The sequence below is a fragment of the Saccharopolyspora sp. NPDC045839 genome (assembly GCF_056431645.1).
The window spans coordinates 178,657-204,244 of sequence record NZ_JBWKKH010000006.1 but is presented as its reverse complement, the minus strand read 5'-3'; the positions used below and the strand labels follow the sequence as shown (position 1 = coordinate 204,244).

Annotated in this window: 29 protein-coding genes; 15 read left to right on the top strand and 14 right to left on the bottom strand. The window is 69.2% G+C overall.

The features are described from left to right. Together AC07EQ_RS11450 and AC07EQ_RS11445 are read left to right on the top strand one after the other, a co-directional pair. Window positions 1-453: a flavodoxin family protein gene (locus AC07EQ_RS11450; protein WP_093266990.1), complete on the top strand. Its 453-nt coding sequence runs from the start codon at window positions 1-3 to the stop codon at window positions 451-453. Between the two features lie 374 nt (window positions 454-827). Continuing rightward, entirely contained in the window at window positions 828-1,163 is a 336-nt protein-coding gene (locus tag AC07EQ_RS11445; protein ID WP_132485237.1) for a hypothetical protein, read from the top strand. A 185-nt stretch (window positions 1,164-1,348) separates the two neighbouring features. Here AC07EQ_RS11445 and AC07EQ_RS11440 read toward each other — a convergent pair whose 3' ends face one another. Then, window positions 1,349-1,729, bottom strand: coding sequence for a type II toxin-antitoxin system death-on-curing family toxin (locus tag AC07EQ_RS11440; RefSeq protein WP_358307401.1), 381 nt, complete (start codon window positions 1,727-1,729; stop codon window positions 1,349-1,351). A 14-nt stretch (window positions 1,730-1,743) separates the two neighbouring features. Then, the gene (locus AC07EQ_RS11435; protein WP_358579371.1) at window positions 1,744-1,950 is read right to left on the bottom strand and encodes a type II toxin-antitoxin system VapB family antitoxin; all 207 of its coding nucleotides are present in this window, start codon (window positions 1,948-1,950) and stop codon (window positions 1,744-1,746) included. A 53-nt stretch (window positions 1,951-2,003) separates the two neighbouring features. Between AC07EQ_RS11435 and AC07EQ_RS11430 the strand changes: the two genes are divergently transcribed. Then, complete coding sequence (locus AC07EQ_RS11430; protein ID WP_478387911.1) at window positions 2,004-2,594, top strand: TetR/AcrR family transcriptional regulator; 591 nt, start codon at window positions 2,004-2,006, stop codon at window positions 2,592-2,594. Window positions 2,595-2,900: 306 nt separating this feature from the next. On the opposite strand, the gene AC07EQ_RS11425 is transcribed toward AC07EQ_RS11430, so the two are convergent. The 3 genes from AC07EQ_RS11425 to AC07EQ_RS11415 all read right to left on the bottom strand — a co-directional run bounded on the left by AC07EQ_RS11425 (window position 2,901) and on the right by AC07EQ_RS11415 (window position 6,102). Beyond that, window positions 2,901-4,253: a glycoside hydrolase family 18 protein gene (locus AC07EQ_RS11425; protein ID WP_478387910.1), complete on the bottom strand. Its 1,353-nt coding sequence runs from the start codon at window positions 4,251-4,253 to the stop codon at window positions 2,901-2,903. A gap of 275 nt (window positions 4,254-4,528) precedes the next feature. Further along, window positions 4,529-5,152 carry a uracil phosphoribosyltransferase gene (gene upp / locus AC07EQ_RS11420; RefSeq protein WP_093266981.1) on the bottom strand — a complete coding sequence of 208 codons (624 nt, stop codon included), beginning with the start codon at window positions 5,150-5,152 and terminating at the stop codon, window positions 4,529-4,531. A 245-nt stretch (window positions 5,153-5,397) separates the two neighbouring features. Further along, on the bottom strand, window positions 5,398-6,102 hold the full coding sequence (locus AC07EQ_RS11415) for a TetR/AcrR family transcriptional regulator (protein ID WP_478387909.1): 705 nt from the start codon (window positions 6,100-6,102) through the stop codon (window positions 5,398-5,400). Window positions 6,103-6,213: 111 nt separating this feature from the next. Between AC07EQ_RS11415 and AC07EQ_RS11410 the strand changes: the two genes are divergently transcribed. Continuing rightward, the gene (locus AC07EQ_RS11410; RefSeq protein ID WP_478387908.1) at window positions 6,214-7,776 is read left to right on the top strand and encodes an FAD-dependent monooxygenase; all 1,563 of its coding nucleotides are present in this window, start codon (window positions 6,214-6,216) and stop codon (window positions 7,774-7,776) included. Between the two features lie 42 nt (window positions 7,777-7,818). Here AC07EQ_RS11410 and AC07EQ_RS11405 read toward each other — a convergent pair whose 3' ends face one another. Next, on the bottom strand, window positions 7,819-8,772 hold the full coding sequence (locus AC07EQ_RS11405; protein ID WP_478387907.1) for a TIGR03564 family F420-dependent LLM class oxidoreductase: 954 nt from the start codon (window positions 8,770-8,772) through the stop codon (window positions 7,819-7,821). An 85-nt stretch (window positions 8,773-8,857) separates the two neighbouring features. On the opposite strand from AC07EQ_RS11405, the gene AC07EQ_RS11400 reads away from it, so the two are divergent. Further along, window positions 8,858-9,490, top strand: coding sequence for a TetR/AcrR family transcriptional regulator (locus tag AC07EQ_RS11400; protein WP_478387906.1), 633 nt, complete (start codon window positions 8,858-8,860; stop codon window positions 9,488-9,490). A gap of 48 nt (window positions 9,491-9,538) precedes the next feature. On the opposite strand, the gene AC07EQ_RS11395 is transcribed toward AC07EQ_RS11400, so the two are convergent. Beyond that, a complete protein-coding gene (locus tag AC07EQ_RS11395; protein ID WP_478387905.1) occupies window positions 9,539-10,672 on the bottom strand; it encodes a glutathione-independent formaldehyde dehydrogenase in 1,134 nt (377 codons plus the stop codon). A gap of 219 nt (window positions 10,673-10,891) precedes the next feature. Here AC07EQ_RS11395 and AC07EQ_RS11390 point away from each other — a divergent pair, with 219 nt between their 5' ends. Beyond that, on the top strand, window positions 10,892-12,046 hold the full coding sequence (locus AC07EQ_RS11390; protein WP_478387904.1) for an alkaline phosphatase PhoX: 1,155 nt from the start codon (window positions 10,892-10,894) through the stop codon (window positions 12,044-12,046). A 10-nt stretch (window positions 12,047-12,056) separates the two neighbouring features. On the opposite strand, the gene AC07EQ_RS11385 is transcribed toward AC07EQ_RS11390, so the two are convergent. Next, window positions 12,057-12,539: a hypothetical protein gene (locus tag AC07EQ_RS11385; RefSeq protein WP_478387903.1), complete on the bottom strand. Its 483-nt coding sequence runs from the start codon at window positions 12,537-12,539 to the stop codon at window positions 12,057-12,059. Further along, window positions 12,536-12,778, bottom strand: coding sequence for an HC3 family zinc finger protein (locus AC07EQ_RS11380; RefSeq protein WP_478387902.1), 243 nt, complete (start codon window positions 12,776-12,778; stop codon window positions 12,536-12,538). Before AC07EQ_RS11380 ends, AC07EQ_RS11385 begins: the two co-directional genes overlap by 4 nt. A gap of 188 nt (window positions 12,779-12,966) precedes the next feature. Here AC07EQ_RS11380 and AC07EQ_RS11375 point away from each other — a divergent pair, with 188 nt between their 5' ends. Both AC07EQ_RS11375 and AC07EQ_RS11370 read left to right on the top strand, forming a co-directional pair. Further along, the gene (locus AC07EQ_RS11375) at window positions 12,967-13,827 is read left to right on the top strand and encodes a helix-turn-helix domain-containing protein (RefSeq protein ID WP_478387901.1); all 861 of its coding nucleotides are present in this window, start codon (window positions 12,967-12,969) and stop codon (window positions 13,825-13,827) included. Between the two features lie 21 nt (window positions 13,828-13,848). Then, entirely contained in the window at window positions 13,849-14,034 is a 186-nt protein-coding gene (locus AC07EQ_RS11370) for a DUF397 domain-containing protein (RefSeq protein ID WP_478387900.1), read from the top strand. A gap of 58 nt (window positions 14,035-14,092) precedes the next feature. Here AC07EQ_RS11370 and AC07EQ_RS11365 read toward each other — a convergent pair whose 3' ends face one another. Next, entirely contained in the window at window positions 14,093-14,881 is a 789-nt protein-coding gene (locus AC07EQ_RS11365; protein WP_478387899.1) for an alpha/beta fold hydrolase, read from the bottom strand. A gap of 58 nt (window positions 14,882-14,939) precedes the next feature. Between AC07EQ_RS11365 and AC07EQ_RS11360 the strand changes: the two genes are divergently transcribed. Next, entirely contained in the window at window positions 14,940-15,305 is a 366-nt protein-coding gene (locus AC07EQ_RS11360; RefSeq protein WP_478387898.1) for a MerR family transcriptional regulator, read from the top strand. Between the two features lie 32 nt (window positions 15,306-15,337). On the opposite strand, the gene AC07EQ_RS11355 is transcribed toward AC07EQ_RS11360, so the two are convergent. From AC07EQ_RS11355 to AC07EQ_RS11340, 4 genes are all read right to left on the bottom strand, one after another. After that, a complete protein-coding gene (locus tag AC07EQ_RS11355; protein WP_478387897.1) occupies window positions 15,338-15,970 on the bottom strand; it encodes a class I SAM-dependent methyltransferase in 633 nt (210 codons plus the stop codon). A 61-nt stretch (window positions 15,971-16,031) separates the two neighbouring features. After that, complete coding sequence (locus AC07EQ_RS11350; protein ID WP_478387896.1) at window positions 16,032-16,313, bottom strand: hypothetical protein; 282 nt, start codon at window positions 16,311-16,313, stop codon at window positions 16,032-16,034. Between the two features lie 197 nt (window positions 16,314-16,510). Further along, window positions 16,511-18,016, bottom strand: coding sequence for an alpha/beta hydrolase (locus AC07EQ_RS11345; RefSeq protein WP_478387895.1), 1,506 nt, complete (start codon window positions 18,014-18,016; stop codon window positions 16,511-16,513). Window positions 18,017-18,121: 105 nt separating this feature from the next. Continuing rightward, on the bottom strand, window positions 18,122-18,571 hold the full coding sequence (locus tag AC07EQ_RS11340; RefSeq protein WP_478387894.1) for a helix-turn-helix domain-containing protein: 450 nt from the start codon (window positions 18,569-18,571) through the stop codon (window positions 18,122-18,124). A gap of 298 nt (window positions 18,572-18,869) precedes the next feature. Here AC07EQ_RS11340 and AC07EQ_RS11335 point away from each other — a divergent pair, with 298 nt between their 5' ends. The 6 genes from AC07EQ_RS11335 to AC07EQ_RS11310 all read left to right on the top strand — a co-directional run bounded on the left by AC07EQ_RS11335 (window position 18,870) and on the right by AC07EQ_RS11310 (window position 25,574). Further along, the gene (locus AC07EQ_RS11335) at window positions 18,870-20,006 is read left to right on the top strand and encodes a hypothetical protein (RefSeq protein WP_478387893.1); all 1,137 of its coding nucleotides are present in this window, start codon (window positions 18,870-18,872) and stop codon (window positions 20,004-20,006) included. Then, entirely contained in the window at window positions 19,990-21,321 is a 1,332-nt protein-coding gene (locus tag AC07EQ_RS11330) for a hypothetical protein (RefSeq protein ID WP_478387892.1), read from the top strand. Before AC07EQ_RS11335 ends, AC07EQ_RS11330 begins: the two co-directional genes overlap by 17 nt. Continuing rightward, the gene (locus tag AC07EQ_RS11325) at window positions 21,318-21,794 is read left to right on the top strand and encodes a hypothetical protein (protein WP_132493591.1); all 477 of its coding nucleotides are present in this window, start codon (window positions 21,318-21,320) and stop codon (window positions 21,792-21,794) included. Before AC07EQ_RS11330 ends, AC07EQ_RS11325 begins: the two co-directional genes overlap by 4 nt. Beyond that, window positions 21,791-23,221: a hypothetical protein gene (locus AC07EQ_RS11320; RefSeq protein WP_478387891.1), complete on the top strand. Its 1,431-nt coding sequence runs from the start codon at window positions 21,791-21,793 to the stop codon at window positions 23,219-23,221. Before AC07EQ_RS11325 ends, AC07EQ_RS11320 begins: the two co-directional genes overlap by 4 nt. 30 nt (window positions 23,222-23,251) lie before the next feature. Next, window positions 23,252-24,445: a hypothetical protein gene (locus tag AC07EQ_RS11315; RefSeq protein ID WP_478387890.1), complete on the top strand. Its 1,194-nt coding sequence runs from the start codon at window positions 23,252-23,254 to the stop codon at window positions 24,443-24,445. A 325-nt stretch (window positions 24,446-24,770) separates the two neighbouring features. Then, on the top strand, window positions 24,771-25,574 hold the full coding sequence (locus tag AC07EQ_RS11310; RefSeq protein WP_478387889.1) for an aminotransferase class IV family protein: 804 nt from the start codon (window positions 24,771-24,773) through the stop codon (window positions 25,572-25,574). Window positions 25,575-25,588: the final 14 nt, after the last annotated feature.

The following is a 25,588-nucleotide window of genomic DNA, read 5'->3' as shown; positions in this document are numbered from 1 at the left end:
ATGCCGAGGCTGCTGATCGTGCACCACACGCCGTCGCCGGGCATGCAGGCGATGTTCGAGAAGGTCGTCGCGGGCGCCACGACCGACGAGATCGAGGGCGTCGAAGTGGTGCGGCGACCGGCGTTGAGCGCCACGGCCAGCGACGTCCTGGAAGCCGACGGTTACCTGCTCGGCACGCCGGCGAACCTCGGCTACATCAGCGGCGCGCTCAAGCACTTCTTCGACACGATCTACTACCCGTGCCTGGATTCGACGATCGGCCGGCCGTACGGCTGCTACGTGCACGGCAACGAGGGCGTGGAGGGCGCGCTGCGCGCGATCCGGTCGATCACGACCGGCCTGTCGTGGCAGCAGGTCGCGGAACCGGTCACCGTGCTCGGCCAGCCGGACAAGGACGCGCTGGAGGCGTGCTGGGAGCTCGGGGCGACCGTCGCGGCCGGGCTGATGCCCTGAACGGCGTATCCACCCATCGCGGAGGGTGACGCCCAGCCGGGGTGGCCGAGCGCCGTTTTCGCGCGAAAACGGCGCTCGCCACGCGTGGGAGGTGACGGTTTCGCGCGAAAACGGCGCGCTCGCGACCAACCCCAGTTGATCTTGGTCGACACGACCGGAGTAATCTGATCGTGTCGTCGGGGCGCGCCCCTTGACGACAGCTGGGCGCCCTGGACAAAGCCCGCCTTCCCTCATCAACGTGCGATGCCCAGGGCGCCCCGCACCTTGCGCATGGTAATCGGCCGACCGGTCCGACCAGCTCAGCAGGCCGATCCGGGGGAACTGAGCAGGCCCTCCGGCAGCATTTGGACCGCCGGAGGGGTTACCCTGCGACAGTGAGTGAGGAAGCGATCCGACTCGAACTCGACGACTCCGGCGTCTCCGTGGATCTCCCACAGCCCCCCGGTCCGCAGGATCAGGTTCAGGGCGTTCCGTACCGACCTGTCGAGTTCCGCGACGACGACCTACCAGCCGCCCTGGAGCGGTCCGCCCAATGGCTTCGCGAGGCCCAGAACTGGCTGGGTGAACCCATCGATGTCATCGCAGTCCACCTGGACTACGACGATCGCGAAGGTTCGCCCTACTACGACCTCAAATTGCTCTGCAACGAAGAGGACCTGGCAGGCGCACCGATTGCCATGAGGAAGCTCGAGAGCGGAGCCGTCGGCTAGGGCCTGGTAGCGGCGCTCCCGCGTGGTCGGCCGGCCACCGCGAGCAAGTGCCGGAACAACGATCTCGGCCGAAGACCGAACGAATTGAGCGCGATGGCCCGCCCGGACTCCCGGGCGGGCCATCGCCGTTCCGGGCCCGTCGCCGCGAATCTTCCCGCACACCAAGGGTTTGCGGCGCGGCCAGGTCAGATCTTGGGCTTGGCCCAGCGCTCCAGGTGATCCGCCACCTCGGGGAGCTCCCGCTGGTCGCGGCCGACCTCGCGGACCAGCACCAGCGCCTCGTCGTCGTCGGCCTCCACCCACCAGCCGTTCACGTCGCACATCGCCACCGCGGCCACCCAAGCCAGCCGCCAGTTGCCGCCGGCCAGCGGCCGGGTGCGCACGATCGAATCCAGCAGCGCCGCCGACTTCAGCCACAGGGTCTCGTACGCCGGCACCCCGAGGACCTCCGCGCGCGGCCGGTACGCCGCCGCGTCGAGCAATCCGCTGTCCCGCACCAGCAGGTCGCCGTCGGACACCGCGGTCGCGAGCAGGAGCAGATCGGACGTGTCGAGATATACGGTCACCGGTCAATAGTCGATCATGAAGGGCCGAGCTTGTCCAACAATCCCCGATATCGCGGCAGAACGCGCTGCATCACGTCGTCCAGCTGCTGTTCCTTCTGCTGGCGCGCCCAGCGTTCGGCCAGCGCACTGCGCACGACCTCCTGCTTGGACCGCCCCTCGACCGCCGCCAGCTCGGCGAGCCGCCGGTTCTCTTCCTCGGTCAGACGCAAGGTCATGGCCATGCGGTAGATGGTATCGCGCTGATACCACCCGAGAAAGGCGCTACTTTCGGTCAATGGCGAGACCGCGAGCGCACGACGAAGCCCTCCGCACCCGCCTGCTGGACCGGGCCGGCGAGCTGCTGTCCGCGCACGGCCCGGAGGGGCTGAGCCTGCGGCGCCTCGCCGCGGACGTGGGCACCTCGACCACCGCGGTGTACTCGCTGTTCGGCGGCAAGCCGGGGCTGGTCCGCGAGCTGTACGTGGAGGGCTTCCAGCGGCTGTGCGACCGGATGGAGCGGGTGTCGCGCACCGGCGATGCGGCGCAGGACCTGACCGCGCTGGGCCACGCCTACCGGGACAGCGCACTGGCCAACCGGCACTTCTACTCGATCATGTTCGGGCACGCGGTGCCCGACTTCACGCCCGACGAGCAGGCGTGGGAACAGGCGCTGCGCAGCATCGAGCCGCTGCGGGAGGCGATCGCCAAGGGCATCGAGGCCGGAGAGCTGATCGACGCCGATCCGGCGGAGGTCGTCTTCGCCGCGTGGGCGCTGGTGCACGGCCTCGTCTCGCTGGAGCTGAGCGGTTCGGCACCGGCCGAAGACGAAGGCAGCGCCCGCTATGAGCGGGCGCTGCGCAACGGTTTTGCGGGTTGGAGGCGCTGACCCCGAGCGACGGGGGAGTTTCCTCGGGGCCAGCGCGTCGTGCGTGGCCTTGGCCGGCGGCCATGACCACCCACGACTGCTTCGGGATTCCGTCGGTTTTCTCTTCGAAGCGGCGCAGCCGCTTAGCCCACCCTCGCAGCTCGCACCGCCGCGGGTTCTCAACGGTGTCCTGCGGGGACACCCCGCACCCCGGGCTATCTCGCGAGGACAGCCCCAGCGCCGTGCATTGGTCGGGGATCCCGGAGTCGAGAAGACTTCCGAGGTTCCGCTACCCGCACCGCTATGCGAGCTGCGTTGAAACAGTCCTCAGCCGAGGGCCTTGTGGATGGCGGTCATCAGCTCGCCTTCAGGCGTGTCGCCGTCCATCGACCACACCATCGCGCCGCCGAGTCCCTGCTGCTTGAGGTACTCGACCTTGCGGGTGATCTCGGTCGCGTCGTCGAAGGTCCAGAACGTGGTTCCGTCGTAGATCCAGGCGTGACCGGCCTTCTCGTCGCGGTGCAGGGCGAACGAACCGGCCTTGGCCTTGAGCAGCTTGTAGTCCTCGATGCCGGCCTCGTACTTGGCCGGGGCGGGACCGGTCGAGGTCTGGAACAGGCCGTTGTTCTGGTTCTGCACGCCGGTCCAGCCGCGGCCGTAGAAGGGCACGCCGAGCACCATCTTGTCGTTCGGCGCCCCGGCGGTGCGCCAGGCGTTGATCGTCTGGTCGATGCTCCACTTCTCCGGCGACGGGTCGCCCTCCGGGCTGTAGATCGCCGACTGGTGGTTCGTCGTCGGCTCGTAGGCACCATGCAGGTCGTAGCCCTGGATCGTGCCGAAGGTGAGCAGGTCGAAGACCTTCGGCACCTCGTAGCCGGCCTCGATCTTCTTCGGATCGGCGGGCAGGAACGCGCTGATGTCGTAGGTCTTGCCGAGCTCCTGGCCGGCGGCGTCGAGCTGGGTGCGCCATTCCTGCAGCAGCGCGGTGTAGTTCTGCTTGTCGGCCGGGTCGACGACGTTGCCGGGGCCGCCCTCGGAGGCGGGCCACTCCCAGTCGAGGTCGACGCCGTCGAAGATGCCCGCGGCGACGCCGTCCCCGCCCTGCGGCTCGCCGATCTTCGGCAAGTTGCCGCGGATCCACATGTCGATGCAGGACTTGACGTGCGCGGCGCGGGATTCGGGGGTCGCCGCGGCCGCGTGGAAGTTCTTCGACCAGGTCCAGCCGCCGAAGGAGATGTAGACCTTCAGCCCGGGGTACTTCGCCTTGAGCTGCTTGAGCTGGTTGAGGTTGCCCGCCAGCGGCTGGTCGTAGGCGTCGGCCGTGCCGTTGACGGTCTGCTCGGCGGTGAAGCGGCGCTGGTAGTCGGCCCAGGCGTCGCCTTCGCCTGCCTGGTTGACCTGGAAGCACTTGCCGCCGGCGTCGAGGTTGCCGAAGGCGTAGTTGAGGTGCGTCAGCTGACCGGCGGCACCGGAGGTGTCGAGGTTCTTGACGAAGTAGTTGCGGTCGTAGATCGACCACTGGGTGAAGTAGCCGACTTTGCGGGCGGCGGCCTGGGGTTGGGGGTCGGCCGGGGTGTCGGAGGCCCCGGCCGGGGCGGCCAGCGCGGGCAGCCCCAGGGCGAGGATCGAGGCGAGCAGCACCGGCAGCCGGAACGGGAAGCTGCGTCGTCGAAGGGACATGGCGACTCCTGCGTCATCGGGGGGATCGCTCAATGTGGTATAGACCATATTCGGATCAGGTCTAGACCAGGTAGCGCCTGTTCGGCCCAATAACGCTGCTGCGAGCGGTCGCGAGCGGGAAGTGAAAATCCGGGTAAGAACCGGGATTTTCCCGAATCCCGGCCCCGGAACGACGTTTCAGCTGGTCACGGGCCGTGAGTCTTTTGTGCTGCTATAACGACCCACAAGACTCACGGCCCCGTGCCTGCGGAAACACCACTCCGCACTCCGTGGAATTACACCGCGCCGTATTCGCGGTCCCCCGCGTCGCCGAGGCCGGGGACGATGAATCCCGACTCGTTGAGGCGTTCGTCCACGCTCGCAGTCACCACCCGCACCGGCAGGCCGGACTCCTCCAGCCGGCGCACGCCCTCCGGGGCGGCCAGCGTGCAGATCGCCGTGACATCGGTGGCGCCGCGGTCGGTCAGCAGGCTGATCGTGTGCACCATCGAGCCGCCGGTGGCCAGCATCGGGTCCAGCACCAGCACCGGGCGGTCGGACAGGTCGGCGGGCAGCGATTCGAGGTACGGCGTGGGCTGCAGCGTCTCCTCATCCCTGGCCAGGCCGACGAAGCCCATCTGCGCCTCCGGGATCAGCCGGTGCGCCTGGTCGGCCATGCCGAGACCGGCCCGCAGCACCGGCACCAGCAGCGGCGGGTTCGCCAGCCGGTAGCCGTTGGTGCGCGCCACCGGGGTGTGGATCGGCTCCACCGCGACCTCGGCGTCCCGCGTCGCCTCGTAGATGAGCATCAGCGTGAGCTCCTGCAGCGCGGCGCGGAACGCGGCGCTGTTGGTGCGCGCATCGCGCATTGTGGACAGCCTTGCCTTCACGAGGGGGTGGTCCACGACCCGAACGTCCATGACCGACAACAGTAACCGCCCGCATCGCGAAGCACGTTGCCGCTGCTCAACAACGTGTCGCCGGTCGCACGGCCGCCGCCGGGCGTCAGCCCTCCGCAAGTTCCATTGAAATCGAAGGTTCGATTTCAATGGAACTTGCGGGTTGTCCACAGTCGCCGGTGCGTCGTGACCCGACACACCGGGGGATGTGGACAACTTCTTCGATTTCAATGGAAATCGGACCTTCGATTTCCATTGAAATTGCGTCACACCGAGTCGGCGGCGTGGGCGGCGATGCCTCGGACGAGGATGTCGAGGCCGAACTCGAAGCGCTCGTCCTCGTCGCCGGACATCAGCGCCGGGAGGAGGGCGACGATCGCCGGGAACCGCTCCGCCGGGAGCTCCGCGAAGTACCGCCCGATCATCTCCATCCGCTCGCCCCGCTCCGCGTCGCTGAGGCCGAAGTCCGCGCTGCGCTCCATGGCGACCGCCGTGGCGAACAGGGCGAGGGTGTCGACGGAGAACGCCACCACGCGGTCGGAGAATCCGGCCGAGCGGAGGATGGCCATCATCGCCTCGGAGACGATCAGCGCGTTCGGCCCGGCCGGCGCCGGGGTGCGCATCACGACCTGGGCGATGCCCGGGTGCGCCGTGAGCACCTCGACCTGCTGGCGGATCAGGTCCTTGAGCGTCTCCTGCCACTTCTCCGGATCGAGCTCCGGCACCCGGATCTCGCCGATCACGAGGTCGAGCATCAGCTCGTGCAGTTCGTCCTTGTTGCGGACGTAGGCGTAGAGCGAGGCCGCGCCGGTGCCGAGCCGCTGCGCAACCTTCCGCATGCTCACGGCGTCCAGGCCTTCGCTGTCGAGCAGTTCGAGCGCGGTGCGCACGATCAGCTCCAGGCTCAGCGGCCGTTTCGCCGCCCGGTCTCGCACGGCGCGCTGCTGCCAGGGCGGAACCGGCAGGGACATCGTTCACCACTTTCTCGATCGGCGCTTCGAACACCGTACTTGACGCGAACACTGTTCGCGAGTAGAACATCGTTCGTCAGTCACGAACACCGTTCGCACGAGGGGTCACCGATGCCCGAACGAACTCCAGTCCTGATCGTCGGCGCCGGGCTGTCCGGCCTGTCGACCGCCGTTTTCCTGGGCCTGCACGGCACGTCGTCGCTGGTGGTGGAGCGCCACCCGGGCACCTCCACCCACCCGAAGGCGCGAGGTCAGCAGAACCACGCGATGGAGGCGCTCCGCCTCGTCGGCCTCGAATCCGCCATGCTCGACGCGTCGCCCAAGAGCCAGGGGTTCCTGCTGCGCATAGCGCAAAGCGCGAGCGGCCCGGTGTTCCGCGAGATCCTGCACGACACCTTCGTGCCGCTCGACCACCTGACGCCGGCGAGGTCGGCCGACGCCAGCCAGGCGAGCGCGGAGCGCATCCTGGCCGAGCGCGCCCGCGAACTGGGCGCCGAGATCCGCTTCTCCACCCGGCTGGATTCCTTCGAGCAGGACGAGAACGGCGTCCGCGCGGTGCTCGCCGACACCACCGGAACCCGCGAGGTGCACGCCGACTACCTGGTCGCCGCCGACGGCCACCGCAGCCCGATCCGCGAGCGGCTCGGCATCGGCACCCACGGCCGGGGCGCCCTCGGGCACTCGATCCACTGGCTGGTCCGCGCCGACCTGTCGGCCGTCGTCGGCGATCGCCTGGTCATGTACTACCTGCAGAACCCGGAGCTGTCCGGCGGCAACGGCGTGGTGGTCAGCACCGATCACCCGGACCAGTTCGTGGTCGGCGTCGGCTACGACCCGGCGCACGAGGAGCCGGCGGACTTCACCGAGGAGCGGAGCCTGGCGCAGATCCGGCTGGCCACCGGCGTGCCCGAGCTCGACGTCGAGATCCTCGCGACGGACAGCACGGTGACGACCATGCAGGTGGCCGACCGGTTCAGCGCCGGCCGGGTGCACCTGGTCGGCGACGCCGCGCACACCATGCCGCCGCACGGCGGAATGGGCGGCAACACCGCCGTGATGGACGGCTTCTACCTGGCGTGGAAGCTCGCGGCGGTGCTCCGCGGCGAGGCCGGGCCGGGACTGCTCGACAGCCACGACGCGGAGCGGCGGCCGGTGGGCGAGCTGGTCGCGGAGAACCAGTTCCGGAACGCCATCGTGCGCAACCGGCCCGACCTGGCCCGGGAAGGCGACGCGCCGCCGATCGAGGACCCGGCCGTGCTGCTGTTCGGGTACCGGCACAACGGCGCGGTCGTCCGGGAACCCAGCGACGAGGGCGAGCTCCTGGAGGACGCGACCAGCCCGACGGGTCGCCCGGGTTCGCGCGCCCCGCACGTCCGACTGTCCACTCCGGACGGAGAGATGTCCACGATCGACCTGTTCGGCCGGGGTTTCGTGCTGCTGACCGGATCGGGAGCGTGGGCCGGGGCCGCCGCGGAGGTCGCCACCGCGCTGGGGGTCCGGCTGGAACCGCAGCTGATCGGCGGCGAGGTGACCGGCGACTGGACCGGGCCGTACGGGATCGGCGCGGACGGGGCGGTGCTGGTTCGCCCGGACCGCTTCATCGCCTGGCGCAGCCGAGGCCCCGGCACCGCCGCCGATCTGGAGAAGGCGCTCCGCACCATCCTCGACCGCTGAACGCCGCGCGGGTGTGCAGTTTCAATTGAAACTGCACACCCATCAGCTCGGAGCGCGGTTCGCGGCCAGTTCGCCGAGGAGTTTCCAGGTCCGGCGCTCGTCGGCCGCAGAACCGATCGCGGTCTGGGTGTAGACGAGCTCGGTCGCGCCCGCCTCGAAGTACTCTGCCACCTGCTTCGCGATCGACTCCTCGTCCCCGATCGCGACCAGGTCGGCGGGGTTGCCGATCCCCTCGCGGTCCAGCGCCGCGCGGTAGGACGGAATGGTCCCGTAGTAGGCCATGTTCTCCTCGGCGCGAGCCCGGGCGCCCGCCACGTCGGAGGTCACCACGCCGGAGACGATCACGGCGATCCTGGGCTCCGGCCGCCCGGCGGCTTCGGCGTAGCGGCGGATGGTGGGGACGGTGTACTCGGCCAGCGTCCGCGGCCCGGACAGGATCGGCAGCGCGCCATCGGCGAGTTCGGCCGCGGCGCGCAGGGTCAGATCACCGGCCGCCGCCACCAGCACCGGCACTCGCGGCCGGGCTCCGGGCACGCTCGCGGGGAGCGTCGTCCTGGCGACCAGTGTTTCCCCGCTCAGGTCCACCGAGCCCGATTCGAGCAGCTCGCGCAACGCCGCGAGGTATTCGCGCAGGTGGCGAATCCTGGGATGCGGGGCGATCCCGTAGGTCTGCTCGACGAACGACTTGATCGACAACCCGACGCCGAGCGTGAAGCGTCCGTGGCCGGCGGCCTGCGCCGTCTGGGCCTGCATCGAGAGGGCGATCGGGTGCCGCGGGTAGATCGGCACGACCGCGGTGCCGACGTCGATTCCCGGGACTTCGCGCGCGGCGAGCGCGGCCACCGTGATCGCGTCGTGGTCGAAACGCTGGGTGAACCAGGCCGACGTCAGCCCGTCGGCGGCGAGCTCTTTCACCTGGTCGATGAGGGCGTCCACGGAGTTCGCTTCGCCGGAGAGCGAGGTGTGGTCGGTGGGCAGGGCTACGCCGATGCGCATTCGCGTGCTCCAATCGGTTCCGGAGCAGAAAGCTTAACCCGGTTAGAAAATTAACCGAGTTGGAGATCGTGCTAGCCTCGGTGGCGTGGAACGAGCCGGACTCCGGGAACGGAAGAAGCAGCGGACCCGCACGGCTATCGCGGACGCGGCGATCGCGATGTTCCTCGAATCCGGTTTCGACGCGGTGTCCTGCGCCGACGTCGCCGAGCGGGCCGAGGTGTCGAAACCGACCCTGTTCAAGTACTTCCCGGCCAAGGAAGACCTGGTGCTGCACCGCATCGCCGACCACGAGGGCGACGCGGCAGCCGTGGTCCGGGACCGGGCGGCGGGCGAAGACCCGCTCGCCGCGCTGCGGCGGCACTACCTGGTGGCGCTCGCCGCGCGCGATCCGATCACCGGGCTGAACGACAGCCCGGAAGTCCAGGGCCTCCACCGGTTGATCAACGGCACGCCCAGCCTGTCGGCCCGCATGCTCGGTTTCGCGGAGAGGAGGGCCGAAGCACTGGCGGAGGCGCTCGTCGAAGCCGGCGCGCCTGCGGGCATCGCGACCCGCATCGCAGCGCACCAAGTGGTCACGGCGCTCCGAGTGCTCGCCGAGGAGAACGTCCGCCAGGTTGCCGGCGGCCGCTCCCCCGACGAGCTCCACCCGGAGGCCGTCGCAGCCGCCGAGTGCGCCTTCGACATGCTGCGCACCGGCATCTGCGGCTCCGTGTCGTGAGCGGTTGTGGTCGTCATGGCGACCACAGCCGCTCACGACGCCTGGGGCTCACGGGTGCAGGACGACCTTGGTGTATCCCTCGATCCGCTGGTCGAACTTGCGGTAGGCGTCCGGGGCCTCCGTGAGGGACAGCTCGTGCGAGACGACGAAGCTGGGCTTGGCCCGGCCCGCGATGATCATGTCGCGCAGCTGCCGGTTGTAGCGCTTCACGTTGCACTGCCCGGTGCCGATGACCTGGCCCTTCTCGAACATCCGGCCGACCGAGACGAGCAGCATCCCCTTCTTCGCCTCCTCGTTGGGCCCACCGGGATCGGCCGGCACGTACAGGCCGGGCACGCCGAGCCGTCCGGTCGGGCGGACCGTCTCGATCAGCGAGTTCAGCACGATGGCCGGCTCCTCCTTCGAGCCGTCGCCCACCTGCGCCTGGTAGCCGACCGCGTCGACACCCTTGTCGGTGCCCTCGCTGCCGGTCTGCTCCTTGATCATCTCGACCGGGTCGCCCGCGGAGAAGTCGATCGGGATCGCCCCGATCTCCTCCGCCTTGGCCAGCCGCTCCGGCACCCGGTCGACGCAGAACACCCGCGCCGCACCACGCAGCAGCGCCGAGTAGGCGGCCATCAGCCCGACCGGTCCCGCCCCGTACACGACGACGCTCTCGCCCGGCGAGACCTGCGCGAGCTCGCAGCCGTGGTAGCCGGTCGGGAAGATGTCGGCCAGCAGCACGAAGTCGGCCTCGTGGCTGCCGTCGGCCGGCAACTTCAGGCAGTTGAAGTCGGCGAACGGCACCCTCAGGTACTCGGCCTGCCCGCCGGTGTACGGCCCCATCGCGACGTAGCCGTAGGCGCCGCCGGCGAAGCCGGGGTTGACGGTCAGGCAGAAGCCGGTGTTGCCCGCCATGCAGTTCTTGCAGAAACCACAGGCCACGTTGAACGGCATCACGACCCGGTCGCCGCGGTTCAGGCCGGCCACGCCGGAGCCGGTCTCCTCGATGATGCCCATGTTCTCGTGCCCGAACACGATGCCCGGTTCGGCGGCCGTCCGGCCCTCGTACATGTGCAGGTCGGAGCCGCAGATCGCGGTCGAGGTGATCCGCACGATCACGTCGTTGGGGTGCTGGATCGTCGGCCGGTCCACCTCGTTGATCGCGACCGAGAAGGGCTCCTGGTACACGACTGCCTTCATCGTTGACCACCTCCGAGTGGAAGACGCGCGAATTCCATCTGGCTGCCGACCAGGGATTACCCCGTTCGGGAAGCCCCAAGACACTGACGGGCGTCACCCGAACGAGGGCCGTGCGCGGAGTTGCCGGACCAGGCCCGGTGGGACCGAACGGCGGTAGTTGGCGCCCGGCCGGTTCCGACAGGATGGGGATCCGCCGCCGACGGACTGAAGGGAGTCGTTGTGCGGCGTCGTTCTTTTCTCCGTGCTGCCGTGATCGGTGGCGGTGTTGCCGCCTTCTCCGGCGGGTTGTGGACCGGAGCAGCGGTGGGCGGACCGATCCGCCGGGTGGCCGAGAGCCCTTACGGGCCGCTGCTTCCGGCTGATGACAACGGGATCGAACTGCCCGAAGGATTCACCAGCCGCATCATCGCGCGGTCCGGCGAGAGCGTCGAAGGAACGTCCTACACCTGGCACGACGCGCCCGACGGCGGGGCCTGCTTCGTCGACGGCGACGGCTGGATCTACGTGTCCAACTCCGAGATCGAGCCGGGCGGCGGCGTCGGCGCGGTCCGGTTCGACTCCGGCGGCGGCATCGCCGACGCCTACCGCATCCTGGACGACACGCGGCGCAACTGCGCCGGTGGGGCGACACCGTGGAACACCTGGCTCTCCTGCGAGGAAGTCGGCTACGGGTACGTGTTCGAGACCGATCCGTGGGGCGCGAAGGACGCGGTGCGGCGGGACGCGATGGGCAAGTTCAACCACGAGGCCGCGGCCTGCGACCCGGTGCGCAAGGTCATCTACCTGACCGAGGACGAGCCGGACGGCTGCTTCTACCGGTTCCGCCCGGACAACTGGGGCGACCTCGGCGCCGGTGGGCTGCTGGAGGTGCTGGTCGCCGGGCCGGAGACCTCGGGCAAGGCCACCTGGGCGGAGGTTCCCACGCCGACGCCCGACGACGGCGACACCCCGACCCGCGAGCAGGTCTCCGACGCGAAGCACTTCGACGGCGGCGAAGGCTGCTACTACGCCTCCGACAAGTGCTGGTTCACCGCCAAGGGCGAGAACCAGGTCTGGCAGTTCAACGCCGCCGACGACACCTTCGAACTCGCCTACGACGGCGGCGGCGAACTCGGCGGCGTCGACAACGTGACCGGCACTTCGTTCGGCGATCTCTACGTGGCCGAGGACGGCGACAACATGGAGATCTGCATCATCACGCCCGACGACGTGGTGGCGCCGGTGGTCCGGGTGAACGGCCAGGACGAATCCGAGCTGTGCGGACCCGCGTTCAACCCGGCCGGCGACCGGCTGTACTTCTCCTCGCAGCGCGGCACGTCCGGCTCCTCCTCCGGCGGCATCACCTACGAGATCACCGGCCCGTTCCGGCACTAGGTACCCGTGTCTACTTCGTGCTGCTATGGCAACACAAAGTACGCACGGGACCTGAACAGGCAAAACCTGATCCCAGCCGGATGTCGACGGGCAACTGGGGATGCTCGTCGATGTCCCACCAGAGCCGGTGGCGGCCGACGTACTCCGCCACCGGCTCTTCCGGCCACCTGATCTCCTCCTCCGGCTGATCGTCCGCAGTTTCAATTGAAACTGCGGGGTCCAGGTGATCGGTCACGGCGCCGGGGGGAATCGTTGTGCCGTGGGGATCGTCCGCAATTTCAATGGAAATTGCGGGAGTGTGGCGGCTCGCGGTGCGTTCGGCTTCCAGGGCCTTGCTGAGTTGCCACACCATCACCGCGCCTGGTCCGGCACCGGCGTGTTGGCCGGTGCCGCCGCGTATCGGTATCACCGCGAGAACTCCTGCCACGGCGGCGAATGCTCCCAGTGCTGCGAGGTATCCAAACGGGTACTGGATCAGGTTCAGGAGAATCACGACGCGTCCTCCTCGCGGGCTTGCGCATCGCGGCGGGATCGCGCTTCGTCCCAACAGGATTCGCAGGTGAGTGCGAGCCATTCGACCTCGGTGGGCGTGCCGATGGTCAAGGTCAGCCCGCACAGGGTTTCCCGCACTTGACCGGGCTGCGGCGGCCGGTCCGGGTACAGGCCGTGCCGGAGGCCGCCGAAGGGCCGCCAGTAGGCGACCAAGCCCCGCCGCTGGAACAGCTCGAACACGTTGCCTCCCAACCGTTGTCGGAGAGACGGTGGCCCCGGTCCGGGGGTCGGGGGGCGAGACCGGAGCCACCGCCAAGCAGTAACAGCATGTGTTGTTATCGTAACTGCTTGAGATCAAGGTAGAGACTTGTTTGCTAATTAGCCAGCTCGTCCACTCGGACGTGTAGCCGAAACCGGCGGAGGACCCGATGGCACCGAGCTCACCAACAGTCGCCAACTGGGCTTTGGGCCTGCGACTGAAGGAGAAGCGCGAGGAGGCAGGCCTGAGCGGCATCGCCGCAGCCAAGCACATTGGGATCACCGGCGCGTACTTGTCCGAGGTCGAGAAGGGCAAGAAGAACCTGTCGTCGGACCGTATGAACGCTGTGATCGACTCGTACGAGTTCAGCGAAGAGGAAGCCAATGAGCTTCGGGCGCTTCGAGACGATGCCAGTCAACGAGGGTGGTGGAACAGCTACTCGGCGATCTTCAACGATGAGTTGCTCCGGTTCTTCGGGTACGAGCACGGCGCCGAAAGCCTGCACACCTACGACAGCGGCCTGATGAACGGCTTGCTGCAGACCGAGGATTACGCGCGAGCCGTGATCGAGTCAGGCAGCCCCAACGTCCGTTTGGCCGAAGCGGAACGGAGAATCAAAGCCCGGCTCACTCGGCAACGCCGACTGCGCGGTGAAGACCCGCTTCGCATCACCGCAGTCATGAGCGAAGCCGTGCTCCGACAGCAGGTAGGCGGAGCAGCAGTCCTCAAAGCGCAGCTTGAGCACCTCGCCGACCTGGTGGACGAGCTACCAGACAGCCTGGAAGTTCTTGTCGTGCCCTTCGAAGCGACCGGGCATCACGCAATGGGCGGGTCCGCCTTCCACATCATGACGTTTCCGAGCGGAAGGCTGCCCACACTGCTCTGGCAAGAGACTGTGACGTCGACGAATCTGATCACAGATTCGTTGACGGTCCGCGAGTACGCACTCGCCCACACCGAGGCAGAGAAGGCGGCGCTGAGCAGCGAAGACTCCCTCCAACTCATCCGAAGCATCTTCAGATCGTTGTGATGCCACATTAAGGTGGCATGCATGAGCTCGTCCCCGAAGGCATGGCGCAAGTCCAGCTACAGCGCAAGCAACGCCTCATGCGTTGAGGTCGCCGTGACGCCGGGAGTGGTCGGGGTCCGCGACACCAAGGACCGCGCCGGCGGCACCCTCACCTTCTCCCGGAACCAGTGGGCCGGTTTCCTCGCAGCGCTGCGGCACCACAAGTGACTTCCAATTTTGCCTAAAATTGGAAACCTCCGCACCGGACCACCAGGCGCGGCGCCCTTCACCTGGGGCGTTCCCGGAGGAAGCTCTTGATCGCCGTCGCCCACTCCGCTGGGCTTTCTGCCGCTATCGCGTGGCCGCAGGGCAGGTCGATGGCTTGGGATCCGTCTATGCCCGCCTGGAGTTCCCGGGCGTTCGCCGCTGAGATCAGCTTGTCCTCCGCCGCCGAGATCACCAGTGTCGGGGCGCTGATCTTCGCTAGGTCCGCGCGGACGTCGACTCGTTCCAGCAGGTCCAGGTGGTCGTCCATGCCCTGCGGCAGGTTCTCGGCGATTTCGGCCACCAGCTCCGCGATCTCGTCCTCGGTGCGCTCGTCCAGCCAGCTGCGGCCGAACACCACCATCGCCAGGTACGACGCCAGCGTCCGCTGGTCGGCGGTCCTCCCGAGCTCGCGCCAGATCCGCACCGCGAGCCGCAACTGGGGATTCGGGTAGGCGAAGCCCGCCGAGAGCGCGAGGGCGCGCACGCGGTCCGGGTACCGGGACGCGATGCGCACCGCCACTGGCGAGCCGGTGGAGAAACCGAGGACCGCGAAGGTTTTCAGCCCGGCGCGGTCCGCGCTGCGCACCAGTGCATCGGCCAGGCCGTCGACGGTCAGCGGCGCCCGCGCGCGGGGTGTGTTTCCCGAGCCCGGGAAGTCCGGTGCGACAACCGTGTGCTCCTCGGCGAGCCGGTCGATCAGCGGGCCGAAGCTGTCCTGGATGTCGCTGCCCGCGCCGTGCGCGAGCAGCAGGCCCGGGCCTCGGCCGCGGACGAAGTGGTCGAGTTCGGGGTTCGATGCGTCGGACATGCCCCGAACATAGAATTTCCCATCGATGTGAAGGTTCTGCGATTGTGCTGGGGGTCACGTGCGGATCGGCGAGCTCGCCCGGCTGACCGGGGTGAAACCGAGGCTCCTGCGCTACTACGAGGAGCGCGGTCTGCTGCACGCCGCGCGTGGAGCCAACGGCTATCGCGAGTACCCGCACGACGCCGCGGAACGGGTCGCGCAGATCCGCACGCTGCTGTCGACCGGCATGTCGACGGAGGTGATCCGCGAGCTGCTGCCGCACGCCTGCGGCGCGGAACCCGAGTTCGCGCCCGATCCGGCGCTGCTCGCCACGCTCGCCGACGAGCTGGAGTGCGTCGACGACAAGCTCGCCTGCCTGAGCCGGACGCGCGAGGTCATCGCCGGCTACCTGGACACCGCCCGCGCCCGTCAACGGCGGCTGTGAGCGCTAAATCCGGCAAGAACCGGATTTGACCCTCACCCGGGCTTGCGCCACAGCAGGGAATGGCGCCAGAAAAGGCGGCGGCGCACTTGGGCTCCGGGAAGGATTTCCCTTGCCGCGTCGCTGATTTCGGTCAAGGTCGCACTCGCGTCCCGGACCGGCATGCCTTCGTCGTGCGGTTTGCCCGCTCGGCCGCGCGTGGCCAGGTAGGCGCCGACGGCGGCGTTCGCGGGGAAGCTGGCCGCCGCCATGGCGAAGTCGGCCGCGGATTCCTCCCGGTAGAGACCGATGACGGCGAGCACTCCGCCAGGACGGAGCAGCGAGGCGAGCCTGGTCAGGGCGGGGCGCAGCGGCATGTGGTGCAGGCTCGACAATGCCGTCACCGCGTCGTAGCCCTCGGGATGCAGGTCCAGGTCGGCGTCCAGCACGTCTCCGCGCAGCCACCGCACGTTCGTCGCGGATGTCCTGGCCGAGGCCTGATCGATCATCTCGGCCGAAACGTCCACGCCGTCAACGAAATCCACGCGCTCGACGAGCCGCCGGACCAATGCGCCGGTCCCGCATCCGACGTCGAGCACCCGCGAACGCCGCTGCGGCACCTGCCGCAACAACCACGGGTGGTAGTGCGCGTTGTGATCCCACAACAACGCTCGAGGCAACTGAATCAACGAAACCTCCCGCTCTCTTCCTACCGCAGGCGCTCGCTCAGCCGCGCGCAGCGGCGTGAAGTCATCGGTCCGGGAACAGCACCGGGAAAGTGCGCAGCATCAATCGCATCCCTGCCACCACGTGCTCGAACTCGCTGTCCCGCAGCGAGATGTCGGTGAACGGATACTGCCAGCCGTAAGTTCCCCCGGTCTGCAACAGCGCGTCGAGGTAGCCGCGGTAGTCGACGTCCAGCCGGTAGGTACCCCGGGCGACCCGCGTGCGCCAGCGGAGGAGGCACGTTCCCGAAGACGTCCAGCAGGTAGCCGAGGTTGAACTCCCCCGACAGCTCGACGTCCGGCTCATCGATGGACCACTGGCAAGCGAGCTCCTCGAACCGGTTGGACCGGTAGGTCAAGGCCGAGGCTAACCAAGGGTGATCAAGCGGCCGCTCGCATTCGGCGCAATCCGCCCGGCGCCCGTTCGCGGTTTCAACAGAAGGCTCGTGAGTGGTGATACCGGCAAGAGCCGGCATCACCACTCACGAGCGGCGGAACGCCGGGTCAGGCCGCGTGGACCGGACGGACGGCAGGGCCGCCCGAGGCCGTTGCCGCCGCCGGCGGTTCGGTCGGGTAGACGGCCTCGCAATGCGTGCCCGGGGCCGGGGTTTCCAGCGTCGTCAGGTACTTCTCGACGTGGCCCACGATGCAGGCATTGCGGTAGTACTGGCCGTGGCCGATGCCGTCGTGCTCCAGCAGGACCGAGTTGTCGATCTGGTCCGCCACCGCGAGGTTCCAGGCCGTCGGCGTCGCCACGTCGTACTTGCCCTTCACGATCAGGATCGGCGGCGCGCCGTTGATCGACAGCTCGTGCTGCGGGTTGCTGACCTCACCCGGCCAGCCCAGGCAGGTCGTCACGTCGCTCCAGAACGGCGAGATCTTCGTGTGCGGCGCGACCTTCTCCGCCTGCTCCCGGTAGCTCTGCAACTCCGCGAAGTCGCGGACCTTCCAGCTCCAGTCATCGCACCAAATGGCCTGGTACGAGTTCTCGACCAGCTCGGCCGGGGCCGCCATCGCGGTGACCGACGGGTTGCCTTCGGACAGCGCCTTCAGGCGGTCCGCCAGCCCGTACCACCGCTCCTCCGGCCGGTACATCGCGCGCATCAGCTCGCTGCGCAGCGAGCCCGCGCTGAGCGCCGTGCCGGTCGCCGGGTCCGTGAGGGTGCCGGCTTCGGCCTTGGCGTGCACGCCGTCCCACACCGCGCGGACGTCCTGGCCGTACAGCGAGCAGTTCGCGGTCCGCTCGCACCAGTCGGCGAAGGTGTTGAACGAGCCTTCCAGGTCCTCGCTGGCCGTTTCGATGTAGCGGCCGCCGGAGGTGTTGCTGTGGTCCATGTTCGAGTCGATCGTCATCGCCCGGACCCGGTTCGGGAACAGCTCCGCGTACTGCTGCCCCACCTGGGTGCCGTACGACGCGCCGTAGAAGCTCAGCTGCTCCTCGCCGAGCGCCGCGCGGATGGCATCGAGGTCCCGGACCGCGCTGATCGTGTCGACGAAGTCGAACACCGGTCCGGTGTTCTTGCGGCAGTCCTCGCCCAGCTTCGCGTTGTAGGCCAGCAGGTCCTGGTACTCCTGCTCGTTCGCCGGGAAGTCGCCGGGGGCCTGCTCCAGCAGTTCGGCGCTGCACCGGACCTCGCTGCTGCGCTTCACGCCGCGCTGGTCCCAGCTGACGATGTCGAACCGCTTGCGCAGCTCACCGTCCTGCAGCTTGTCCGCGCCTTCGATGTAGGTGTCGATGCCGGAGACACCCGGGCCGCCGGGCGCCACGAACAGCACGCCGATCCGGTTCTGCGGATCGGTCGCCGCCAGCCGGCCGATCGTGATGTTCGTCTTCGCGCCGTCGGGGTTGTTCCAGTCGATCGGCACCTCGACGGTGGTGCACTCCCCCTGCCGGTCGCCACATGGTTCCCAGGTGGGACCGGTCGGCCCCGCGAACGCGGTTTGCGCGCCGGCGAGGGACGAGAGCATGAGCGCGGCCGATGCCGCGACGAGTAACGGGCGTTTGAGCACAGGTTCTCCTCGTGATGAACCGTTGAACGATCACGAGCCTAGGCGCACTTGATCACTCGAACGGACGCATTCGGAGCAAAAAGTGGTTTCCTGCGCGATTTTCGGCTAGTCGGCGGCGTAAAGGTCGGGGTTGTCGGAGAGCGCGGCCACCATCGCGGCGCGCGAGCCGACGTCGAGTTTGATGAAGATCCGTCGCATGTGGGCGGAAACCGTGTACAGGCTGATCTCCAGCACCCCCGCGATCGACCGGTTGGTGTAGCCGAGCCCCACCATCCGCGCGATCTCGCGCTCGCGCGGGCTGAGCACCTCGTCGACCTTCGGCGCGACCGGCACGAGCAGGCACCGCATGCCGAGTTCCGTCATGTCGAGCAGGGGTTTCCGGGCCGCCCGGTGCGGTCCGGCGAGCTCGCCGACCCGGCGCACCAGGGCCTGCACCAGGTGCTGCACCAGCTCGTCCGAGCCGAGGTCGACGACGCGGTCCCGCCACGGCGGTTCCGGCTCGGGAAGTCCTCTGCGGGCGTGCGGAACGGATGTGGCGATCGAGTCACTCGGCATGTACCGGCCTCCCCAGTCCCGGGTGCGGATCGGCGGTTCGCGCCACCCCGCCAACGGCCCGCTTCCCCCTTCGCGAGCCGGTCACGGCCTTCGCCGCGGCGAATACCAGCAAAACCAACATCGTCCGTTCGCACATCGTCGATTCGTGTGACACCCGGATCATCTAAGTCGGACAGCTGACACATGAACGTGCGACTACCACCCGAATGCCGGTTGCCCTGGACTGTTCGCACGCGCTCACCGACGGCCGGCTTGACGAAAGAGCCGCCGGACGCGGTGCAGGACAGGAGGATCCGCCATGAGTCGCTACCGGGCCGTCGACGGCGAGCTCGAGGACGAGCTGGCCGGCGAGCTGGAGGACGAGTTCGAGCTCGAGGACGAGCTGGAAGGCCTCGTCCGGGAGCTGGAGGACGAGGACGAATTCGAGGACGAAGACTTCTACGAGTTCGAAGACGAGGACGAAGACGAGGACGAACTCGAAGACGAGCTGGAGGACGAGTTCGACGCCGAGTTCGAGGACGAGCTCGAAGCCCTGATCCAGGAGCTGGAGGACGAGCTCGAAGACGAGGACGAGGACGAATTCGAGGACGAAGACGAGTACGAGGAGGAGTTCGAGGCGCTCGTTCGCGAGCTGGAGGACGAGTTCGAGTTCGAGGCGGAATACGAGGACGAGGGCTTCTCCAACCCGGGGCGCCGGGTCTACCCCGACGCCGAGTTGATGGCCAACCTCGCGTTCCAGGCCGAGCAGGCGGAAACCGAGGACGAGGTCGAAGGCTTCCTCGCGCCGCTGGTCGGACTGGCCGCGCGCGGGCTTCCCAGGCTGGCACCGGTGATCCGCAAGGCGGCGCCGAAGTTGCGGCGCGGCATCGGCAAGATCGGGCGGAGGCTCTGGAAGGGCAAGGGCCGGCGCAAGATCCGCAGGATGCCGAAGCTGCTCAAGACGGTTGCGCAGCGGCTGAAGCGCAAGTCCCAGCCCAAGGGAACCCCCCGGAAGCGGAAGTCCCCAGCGGGGCGGCGCCGCTCGATGAACGCCACCTTGGCCAGGCGCAGGAAAACCACCGCCGCCCGCCGTGCCGGCCTCCAGAAGAAGCGCCGCGGTGGCCAGAAGAAGCGGCCGGCCAAGCAGCGGCGAGCGCCCGCTCGCGCCAAGAAGAAGGCCAAGAAGAAGGACGACGAAGGCGGCCCGTTCAAGATCATTCCGGGCGCGGTGTCCAGTGCGCTTCTCGGCGGAGTCGCCAGCAACCTGCTGAAGCCGATCAGCGAACTCTCAAGCAGCATCGTGGGCAGTCTCTTCGAATACCCCGAAGACGAGCCCCGCATGCGTCCGCCCCGGCGGAACGGCTACCGGCCGCGGAGCGATCGGCGCAGGGCGCAGCTGATCGCAGCCGTACGCCGCGATCTGCAGGGCGGCAGAACCAATGGGCGCCGCGGCTGAGCTGCGGCCGGTCGCGTCTCGCTCGCGGCCGGCGCCGCAGCAGACATCCGCGTCGAACCGGGAACTCCGCGCCTGGGTGCGCACCCAGGCGACGAACGTGGAGCGGCATCTCGACGCGCTGCGCCCGTTCGGCTGGGCGGAGTTCGGCGATCCGGCGACCGGGCCGAGCCGCGCTCACCTGGTCGCGGTCAACGACACCATGAACACGCTGCGCGGCTCGCTCAACTCGGCGACCCGGGACGCCCGCCGCGCCGCCGAGGCCGCGTTCGCGCACCCGAGCCCGCAACGGCTGCGGGAGGTGCTGCGCACGAAGACGCGGGCGCAGCGCTGGGTGAAGGAGACCGAACGGATCTGGGACTTCTACCTGGAGCTGTTCAACCAGCGGCAGAGCCGGTTCGCGCCGTGGCTGGTGGCGGCCGACCGCATCGCCCTGGACTGCTACCAGTACGCCTACCTGGGGATCGGGCGGTGGCGCTCGATCCCGACGCCGCCGCCGTTCTGCTACCTGGAACCCAGCCACGGCCCGGCGACGTCGCGGCGCGGCATCCCGCTGCGGCGGATCAGCTACCGGGTCAACCCGTTCCCGCTGATCCAGCTGCCGTTCCACCGGCTGGTCAACCCGTGGACGCTCGGCGCGGTGCTGCACGAGGTCAGCCACAACCTGCAGAACGACCTCGGGCTGGCGCGGGCGATCCCGCTGCAGGTCGCGGCGCGGCTCACCGAGGCCGGGGTGCCGAAGGCGGTGGTGTCGATCTGGGTGCGGTGGAACCGGGAGACCTTCGCCGACATGTCCGCGCTGCTGCTGGGCGGCCCGGAGATCGTGGGATCGCTGTTCGACGTGATCGGCCGGACGCCGGCGAAGTCGATGCGGTTCGCCCGCCGGGCCGTGCACCCGGTGCCCTACCTGCGCGGAAAGCTGTCGATCGAGTTGCTGCGGCGGATGGGTTTCCCGCGCCGCGCCGAGGAGTACGAGCACGCCTGGCACGCCCTGTACCCGCGGCCGAAGCTCATCGACGCGCCGCCGGCGCTGCTGGCGACCGCGGGCCGGGCGATCCCGGCGGTGGTGGACGCGATGTGCTTCACGTCGTTCCCGTCGCTGGGCAACCGGAGCCTGGCGAAGGTGGAGCGGTTCGAGCCCAAGGAACAGCGGATGATCGAGGAAGCCGCCGGGCGGCTGGCCGACGGCGTGTCGCCCGGGGTGGTGCCGGAGCGGTTCCTGATCGGCGCCGTCCGGTACGCGCTCCAACAGCGGATGGCACCGCCGCAGCGGCTGGTGCGGTTCTTCATGGAAGAACTGGGGAGGCGAGCGCGGTGACCTTGCGCGACGAATTCCCGGTGCTGGCGCGGGAACTCCGGCAACTCGCGGCCGCGTGGCGGGCGCTGGAGTTCAGCGTGATCGAGGACCGCCCCAGCGGCGAGAGCCCAGCCGTGTCGGACCGGCTCGCCGAGGTCGTCACCGACGGCAGCGCCGAGCTGCAACCGGCGCTGGTCGCGGTCCGCGGCCGGCCGGACGGCGAAGCCCTGCACACCACGGCGTTGGCGCTGCGGCAGACGCAGCGGCGGCTCGACGACGAGTTCCGGTGCCACCATGCGGCCGCCGAGCTCATGCGCGCCGTGCGCGGGCGGGGCCCGCAGTGGCTCGGTTGGGCGCACAGCATCCGGTCCGGTGTGGACGGATGCGTGGATTCGTTGCGCAGCACGGAGGACACCATGTTGCGGTGCTGGCGCGAGGCAGCCGAACTCGCGGTGCGGTTCGGCATCGAGGGGAACTGCGAGGGCAGGCGATGACCATCTACGACGACCGCGTCAACGGTGGCGGTGTCAACGGGGACAGGGGCGCCCAGCTGCCACCCGCCCAGGATATCGACAGCGCATATCCGCTGGTCACCCGGCACGACCCGCCGTGCTGCGAGCGTCCTGGCGACATCGCGAGCAAGGCGATCAGCGACGTGCTCGGGTGGAAGTGGCGCAACGGCGACACCAAGGGCTTCGCCGCCGCGCTGACCGGGAGCTTCGAGCTCAAGCGCGTCGAGGGGCACATCGAGGCGAACTGGACGCCGCGCGGCTACGCCATCCAGGCCGACCTGGGCGCGGTCACCGGCGGGCAGGCTTCGCTGGCCGCGCGGGCGCGCAGCGCGATCAAGGACGCGACCGCGCTGCTCGACTCGCTGAAGCCGCTGCGGCCGGGCGTGGATCCGGAGAACGGCGAGGGCTTCCGCAGCCTGGTGCGCCACGAGCTGGAGGAGATCCGCAAGGAGCTGGAGAGCCCGCTGCTGCGGGTGCCGCGCGTGGACCAGCTCTTCTTGCTGCTGCTGGGGAATCCGGCGTCCGCGGTGGACCCGGACCTGGTGCGCGGGCACCTCGGGGAGCTGCGCAACGAGTTCGGGCTGATCGGCGGGCTGGTCAACACCATCGAAGAGGAGCGGATCCAGACCTCGTTCATCACGCTGGTCGACTGGGTGCTGTCGCTGTACCGCGGCTGGCTGGACGCCCGCGGCCGGATCGACCCGTTCGCCCAGCCGGAAACCGGGCAGGCACCGTTCTTCGGCCCGGCCGTCGTGGCGCTGTCGCAGCTGATGTCGGCCGCCGCGGTGCAGACCGAGGAACTGGTCGCGGCGCTGAGCTCGGTGAGCATCCACCGCGGCGACCGCGAGGTGCTGCGCATCCCCGATCCGGACGGCGGCTCGATGTCGCTCGGCGGGTTGTTGCGCTGGACGTACGAGTTCACCTGCTTCGAGGGCCGCAAGCTGATCGAGGTCGCGGGCAAGGACGGCGTGGACAGCGCGTTCCTGCAGGTCGCGGAGCGGCTGGAGCGGCTCGTCGGCAACCTGCCGCGGCGCGGCGACGGCGGCGAGCAGGACGTGCCGGGCAACTACCGGGCGACGCTGCCGCCGGGATTCTTCAGCTCCCGGGTGCAGCGCGCGGTCGACGAGCTGCACGACCACTTGCAGGAGATCGTGCGCGTCGCGCGGCCGATCCGGCACGGCGCGAAACCGGCCGACCCGCCGGGACCGCAGGCCCCGCCGCCCGGCTCCGGGCCCAAGCCGCCGGATCCCCCCGAGCCGCCGCCACCCGGGCCGTTCCCGCCCGGGCCGGCACCCGCGACGGGAGCCCCGGCACCCGCTGCCCCGGTCGAGGCATCGCCCGACCTCGCAGCCAAGCAGCGCAGCCCGCGCAAGCGTCCCGAGCCCAAGCCCGCCCCGCGGCCGGAATAGCGGCCCGCCCGCGCCCCGCACGGAGGAATGATGGCCACCGAAAAGCAATACCGGGAACTGTTCGACCGGGTCGCCGCGCTGCGCAGACAGGTCGCCGGCAACCTGTCGAACGAGCTGGGCAGCGACCCGCAGGTCGGCGAGGCGATCCTGAAGCAGATCGACGACATGCTCTTCGCCGTCGAGGTCGAGGCGAAGAACGAGCCGAAGCCGCCCGACGGCGGACTCGCGCAGCTGGTCGGCATCGGCGGCGAGTCGGCCGACGACCTCGGCGCGACCCGCATGCCGCACGGCGTCGAGGCCTACGACGAGACCATCGCGTCCGAACGCATCCTCGCCGTCGCCGACCTGTACTACCTGTACCAGCACGAACGGATCGGCGTGCCGCGCGTCGTGCAGAAGCTGCGGGAGCTGTTCGAGCGCGGCGCGATCCGGCTCTCCGACGGGCCGGGCGCGTTCGGGCTGTACCGGTTCGACCGGCGCGACGTGCTCCGCTACACCAAGCGCGACCGGATCAACGCCTACCGGCGGGTGCTCGGCTACGGGCGCGGGCTGGGCTCGGCGAACTCCCGGCCGAACACCGACTTCCACCGGCTGTTCACGCAGTTCAGCAACCAGGTCGCGCTGTTCTGGCGGGACAAGCGGATTTCCGACGTCATCCGGGAACGGGCCCACGACATGGCCTTCGGCAGCATGGCCGTGGTGCGGCGCAGCGGGCTGGACCTGCGCAACAACCTGAAGTTCACGTCCTACGGCCACCTGAACGTGCTGCGGGTCGAGGTCATGCAGCTGATGGACGAGTGCTTCCGCATCCTCAACTCCGAGGACGTCAAGGACCTCTTCGGCGCGGCCAACGCCTGGGACGTGGTGGACGAGGTGCTGATCCGCTACTTCGACGAGAAGCTGGTCACCTCGCCGCGGCAGCGGATGGCGGTGACCGGGCGGAACGTGCTGCGCTGGCTGGCGGCGCCGCACATCCTGGAGACGACCCGCTCCGAGTTCGAGGCGCTGCTGCTGGAGGTCGCGGAGCCGGCGGAGGAGTGGATCACCTCGGCGCAGTCCCTCCGGCTGGCCGACCGCACGGGTTCCAAGCAACTGCTCCCGTGGGACCGCCAGCAACCGGCGGGAGTAGCGGCACCGTCCAGAGGGGAGCGCCCGGAGTCCCCGACGCGGAACCGCCAACCGGCCCTGGCCCGGCGAGCCCGTCTCAACGGCCACCGCAGGTGACCGCGCCCGGATCAGGCCCTCCGACAACGCCTCCCCACACCGCCTCACCTCGGTGCCGGGGAGGGCAGTTTCAATTGAAACTTGCGAGTCGTCGGCGTGTCGGACAACGACACACCGCCACCTGTGGACAACTCCCGCAATTTCAATGGAAATCAGACCTCCAATTTCCATTGAAATTGCGCGTCGGAACCCGTGCTGTGATCCACGGCACCACGGGTTGACCTTCCAACCGGTGTCAAGCCATAGCGTCGTTTCCAAGCCCGGACGGGGCGGCCGGCGAAACCGCCGCCACGTCCACCCGATCCCGCGATCCTTGGAGCGACCCGTGAACTCTTTCGTCGTGCACCGCAACGGCCGGCCGGCCAATGCAGCGGAGCTGACGCCGCTGGCGTTCGCGGGCTTCGCCCACATGACCGCCATGCAGATCCGCGGCGGCGGGGTGCGGGGCCTCGACCTGCACCTGGAGCGGCTGCGGACCGCCTCGCTGACGATGTTCGGCCAGGCGCTGCCCGGTGATCAGGTGCGGTCCTACCTGCGCGCGGCCCTGGCGGGTGGCCCGGCCGACCTCTCGCTGCTGGCCACCGTCTACTCGCCGGCGGGCGAGTTCACCGTGGCCGGGCCCGACGCGACGCCCGAGGTCCTGATCCGAACCTCCCCGGCCACCGACGGCCCCGCGGGCCCGCTGACGCTGGCGACGGTCGAGCACGAACGGGAACTCCCGGAGGTGAAGCACGTGGGCGAGGTGGCCAAGACCTACTACCTGCGGCAAGCCGTGGAACGGGGCTTCGACGACGCGGCCTTCGTCGACCGCCGGGGACGGCTCAGCGAGGCGTCGATCTGGAACCTGGCCTTCTGGGACGGCGACGCGGTGGTGTGGCCCGAGGCGAAGATGCTGGGCGGGACCACGATGGGCATCGTCCGCAGGCAGCTGGAACGCCTCGGCGTCCCACAGCGCACCGCGGAGATCAGGCCCGCCGACCTGCCGGAGCTGTCCGGGGCGGCGGTCATGAACTCCTGGACGCCGGGTGTCGCGGTGCACGGGATCGACTCCGTGCCGATGCCCGAAGCACCGGCCTTCCTGGAGCTGCTGCACCGCGCCTACCAGGCCGAATCGCTCGTCACGCCGTGAGCCGCCGGGACGGG

Bases quoted from the DNA above. Each gene is read 5' to 3' on its own strand.
- AC07EQ_RS11335 (WP_478387893.1), top strand. From the start codon at position 18,870: ATGAGTCGCTACCGGGCCGTCGACGGCGAGCTCGAGGACGAGCTGGCC.
- AC07EQ_RS11430 (WP_478387911.1), top strand. From the start codon at position 2,004: ATGGCGAGACCGCGAGCGCACGACGAAGCCCTCCGCACCCGCCTGCTG.
- AC07EQ_RS11405 (WP_478387907.1), bottom strand. From the start codon at position 8,772: ATGCGCATCGGCGTAGCCCTGCCCACCGACCACACCTCGCTCTCCGGC.
- AC07EQ_RS11365 (WP_478387899.1), bottom strand. From the start codon at position 14,881: ATGTCCGACGCATCGAACCCCGAACTCGACCACTTCGTCCGCGGCCGA.
- AC07EQ_RS11330 (WP_478387892.1), top strand. From the start codon at position 19,990: ATGGGCGCCGCGGCTGAGCTGCGGCCGGTCGCGTCTCGCTCGCGGCCG.
- upp (WP_093266981.1), bottom strand. From the start codon at position 5,152: ATGGACGTTCGGGTCGTGGACCACCCCCTCGTGAAGGCAAGGCTGTCC.
- AC07EQ_RS11425 (WP_478387910.1), bottom strand. From the start codon at position 4,253: ATGTCCCTTCGACGACGCAGCTTCCCGTTCCGGCTGCCGGTGCTGCTC.
- AC07EQ_RS11375 (WP_478387901.1), top strand. From the start codon at position 12,967: ATGGCACCGAGCTCACCAACAGTCGCCAACTGGGCTTTGGGCCTGCGA.
- AC07EQ_RS11415 (WP_478387909.1), bottom strand. From the start codon at position 6,102: ATGTCCCTGCCGGTTCCGCCCTGGCAGCAGCGCGCCGTGCGAGACCGG.
- AC07EQ_RS11435 (WP_358579371.1), bottom strand. From the start codon at position 1,950: ATGGCCATGACCTTGCGTCTGACCGAGGAAGAGAACCGGCGGCTCGCC.
- AC07EQ_RS11340 (WP_478387894.1), bottom strand. From the start codon at position 18,571: ATGCCGAGTGACTCGATCGCCACATCCGTTCCGCACGCCCGCAGAGGA.
- AC07EQ_RS11450 (WP_093266990.1), top strand. From the start codon at position 1: ATGCCGAGGCTGCTGATCGTGCACCACACGCCGTCGCCGGGCATGCAG.
- AC07EQ_RS11410 (WP_478387908.1), top strand. From the start codon at position 6,214: ATGCCCGAACGAACTCCAGTCCTGATCGTCGGCGCCGGGCTGTCCGGC.
- AC07EQ_RS11315 (WP_478387890.1), top strand. From the start codon at position 23,252: ATGGCCACCGAAAAGCAATACCGGGAACTGTTCGACCGGGTCGCCGCG.
- AC07EQ_RS11320 (WP_478387891.1), top strand. From the start codon at position 21,791: ATGACCATCTACGACGACCGCGTCAACGGTGGCGGTGTCAACGGGGAC.
- AC07EQ_RS11395 (WP_478387905.1), bottom strand. From the start codon at position 10,672: ATGAAGGCAGTCGTGTACCAGGAGCCCTTCTCGGTCGCGATCAACGAG.
- AC07EQ_RS11350 (WP_478387896.1), bottom strand. From the start codon at position 16,313: ATGAGCCGGACGTCGAGCTGTCGGGGGAGTTCAACCTCGGCTACCTGC.
- AC07EQ_RS11370 (WP_478387900.1), top strand. From the start codon at position 13,849: ATGAGCTCGTCCCCGAAGGCATGGCGCAAGTCCAGCTACAGCGCAAGC.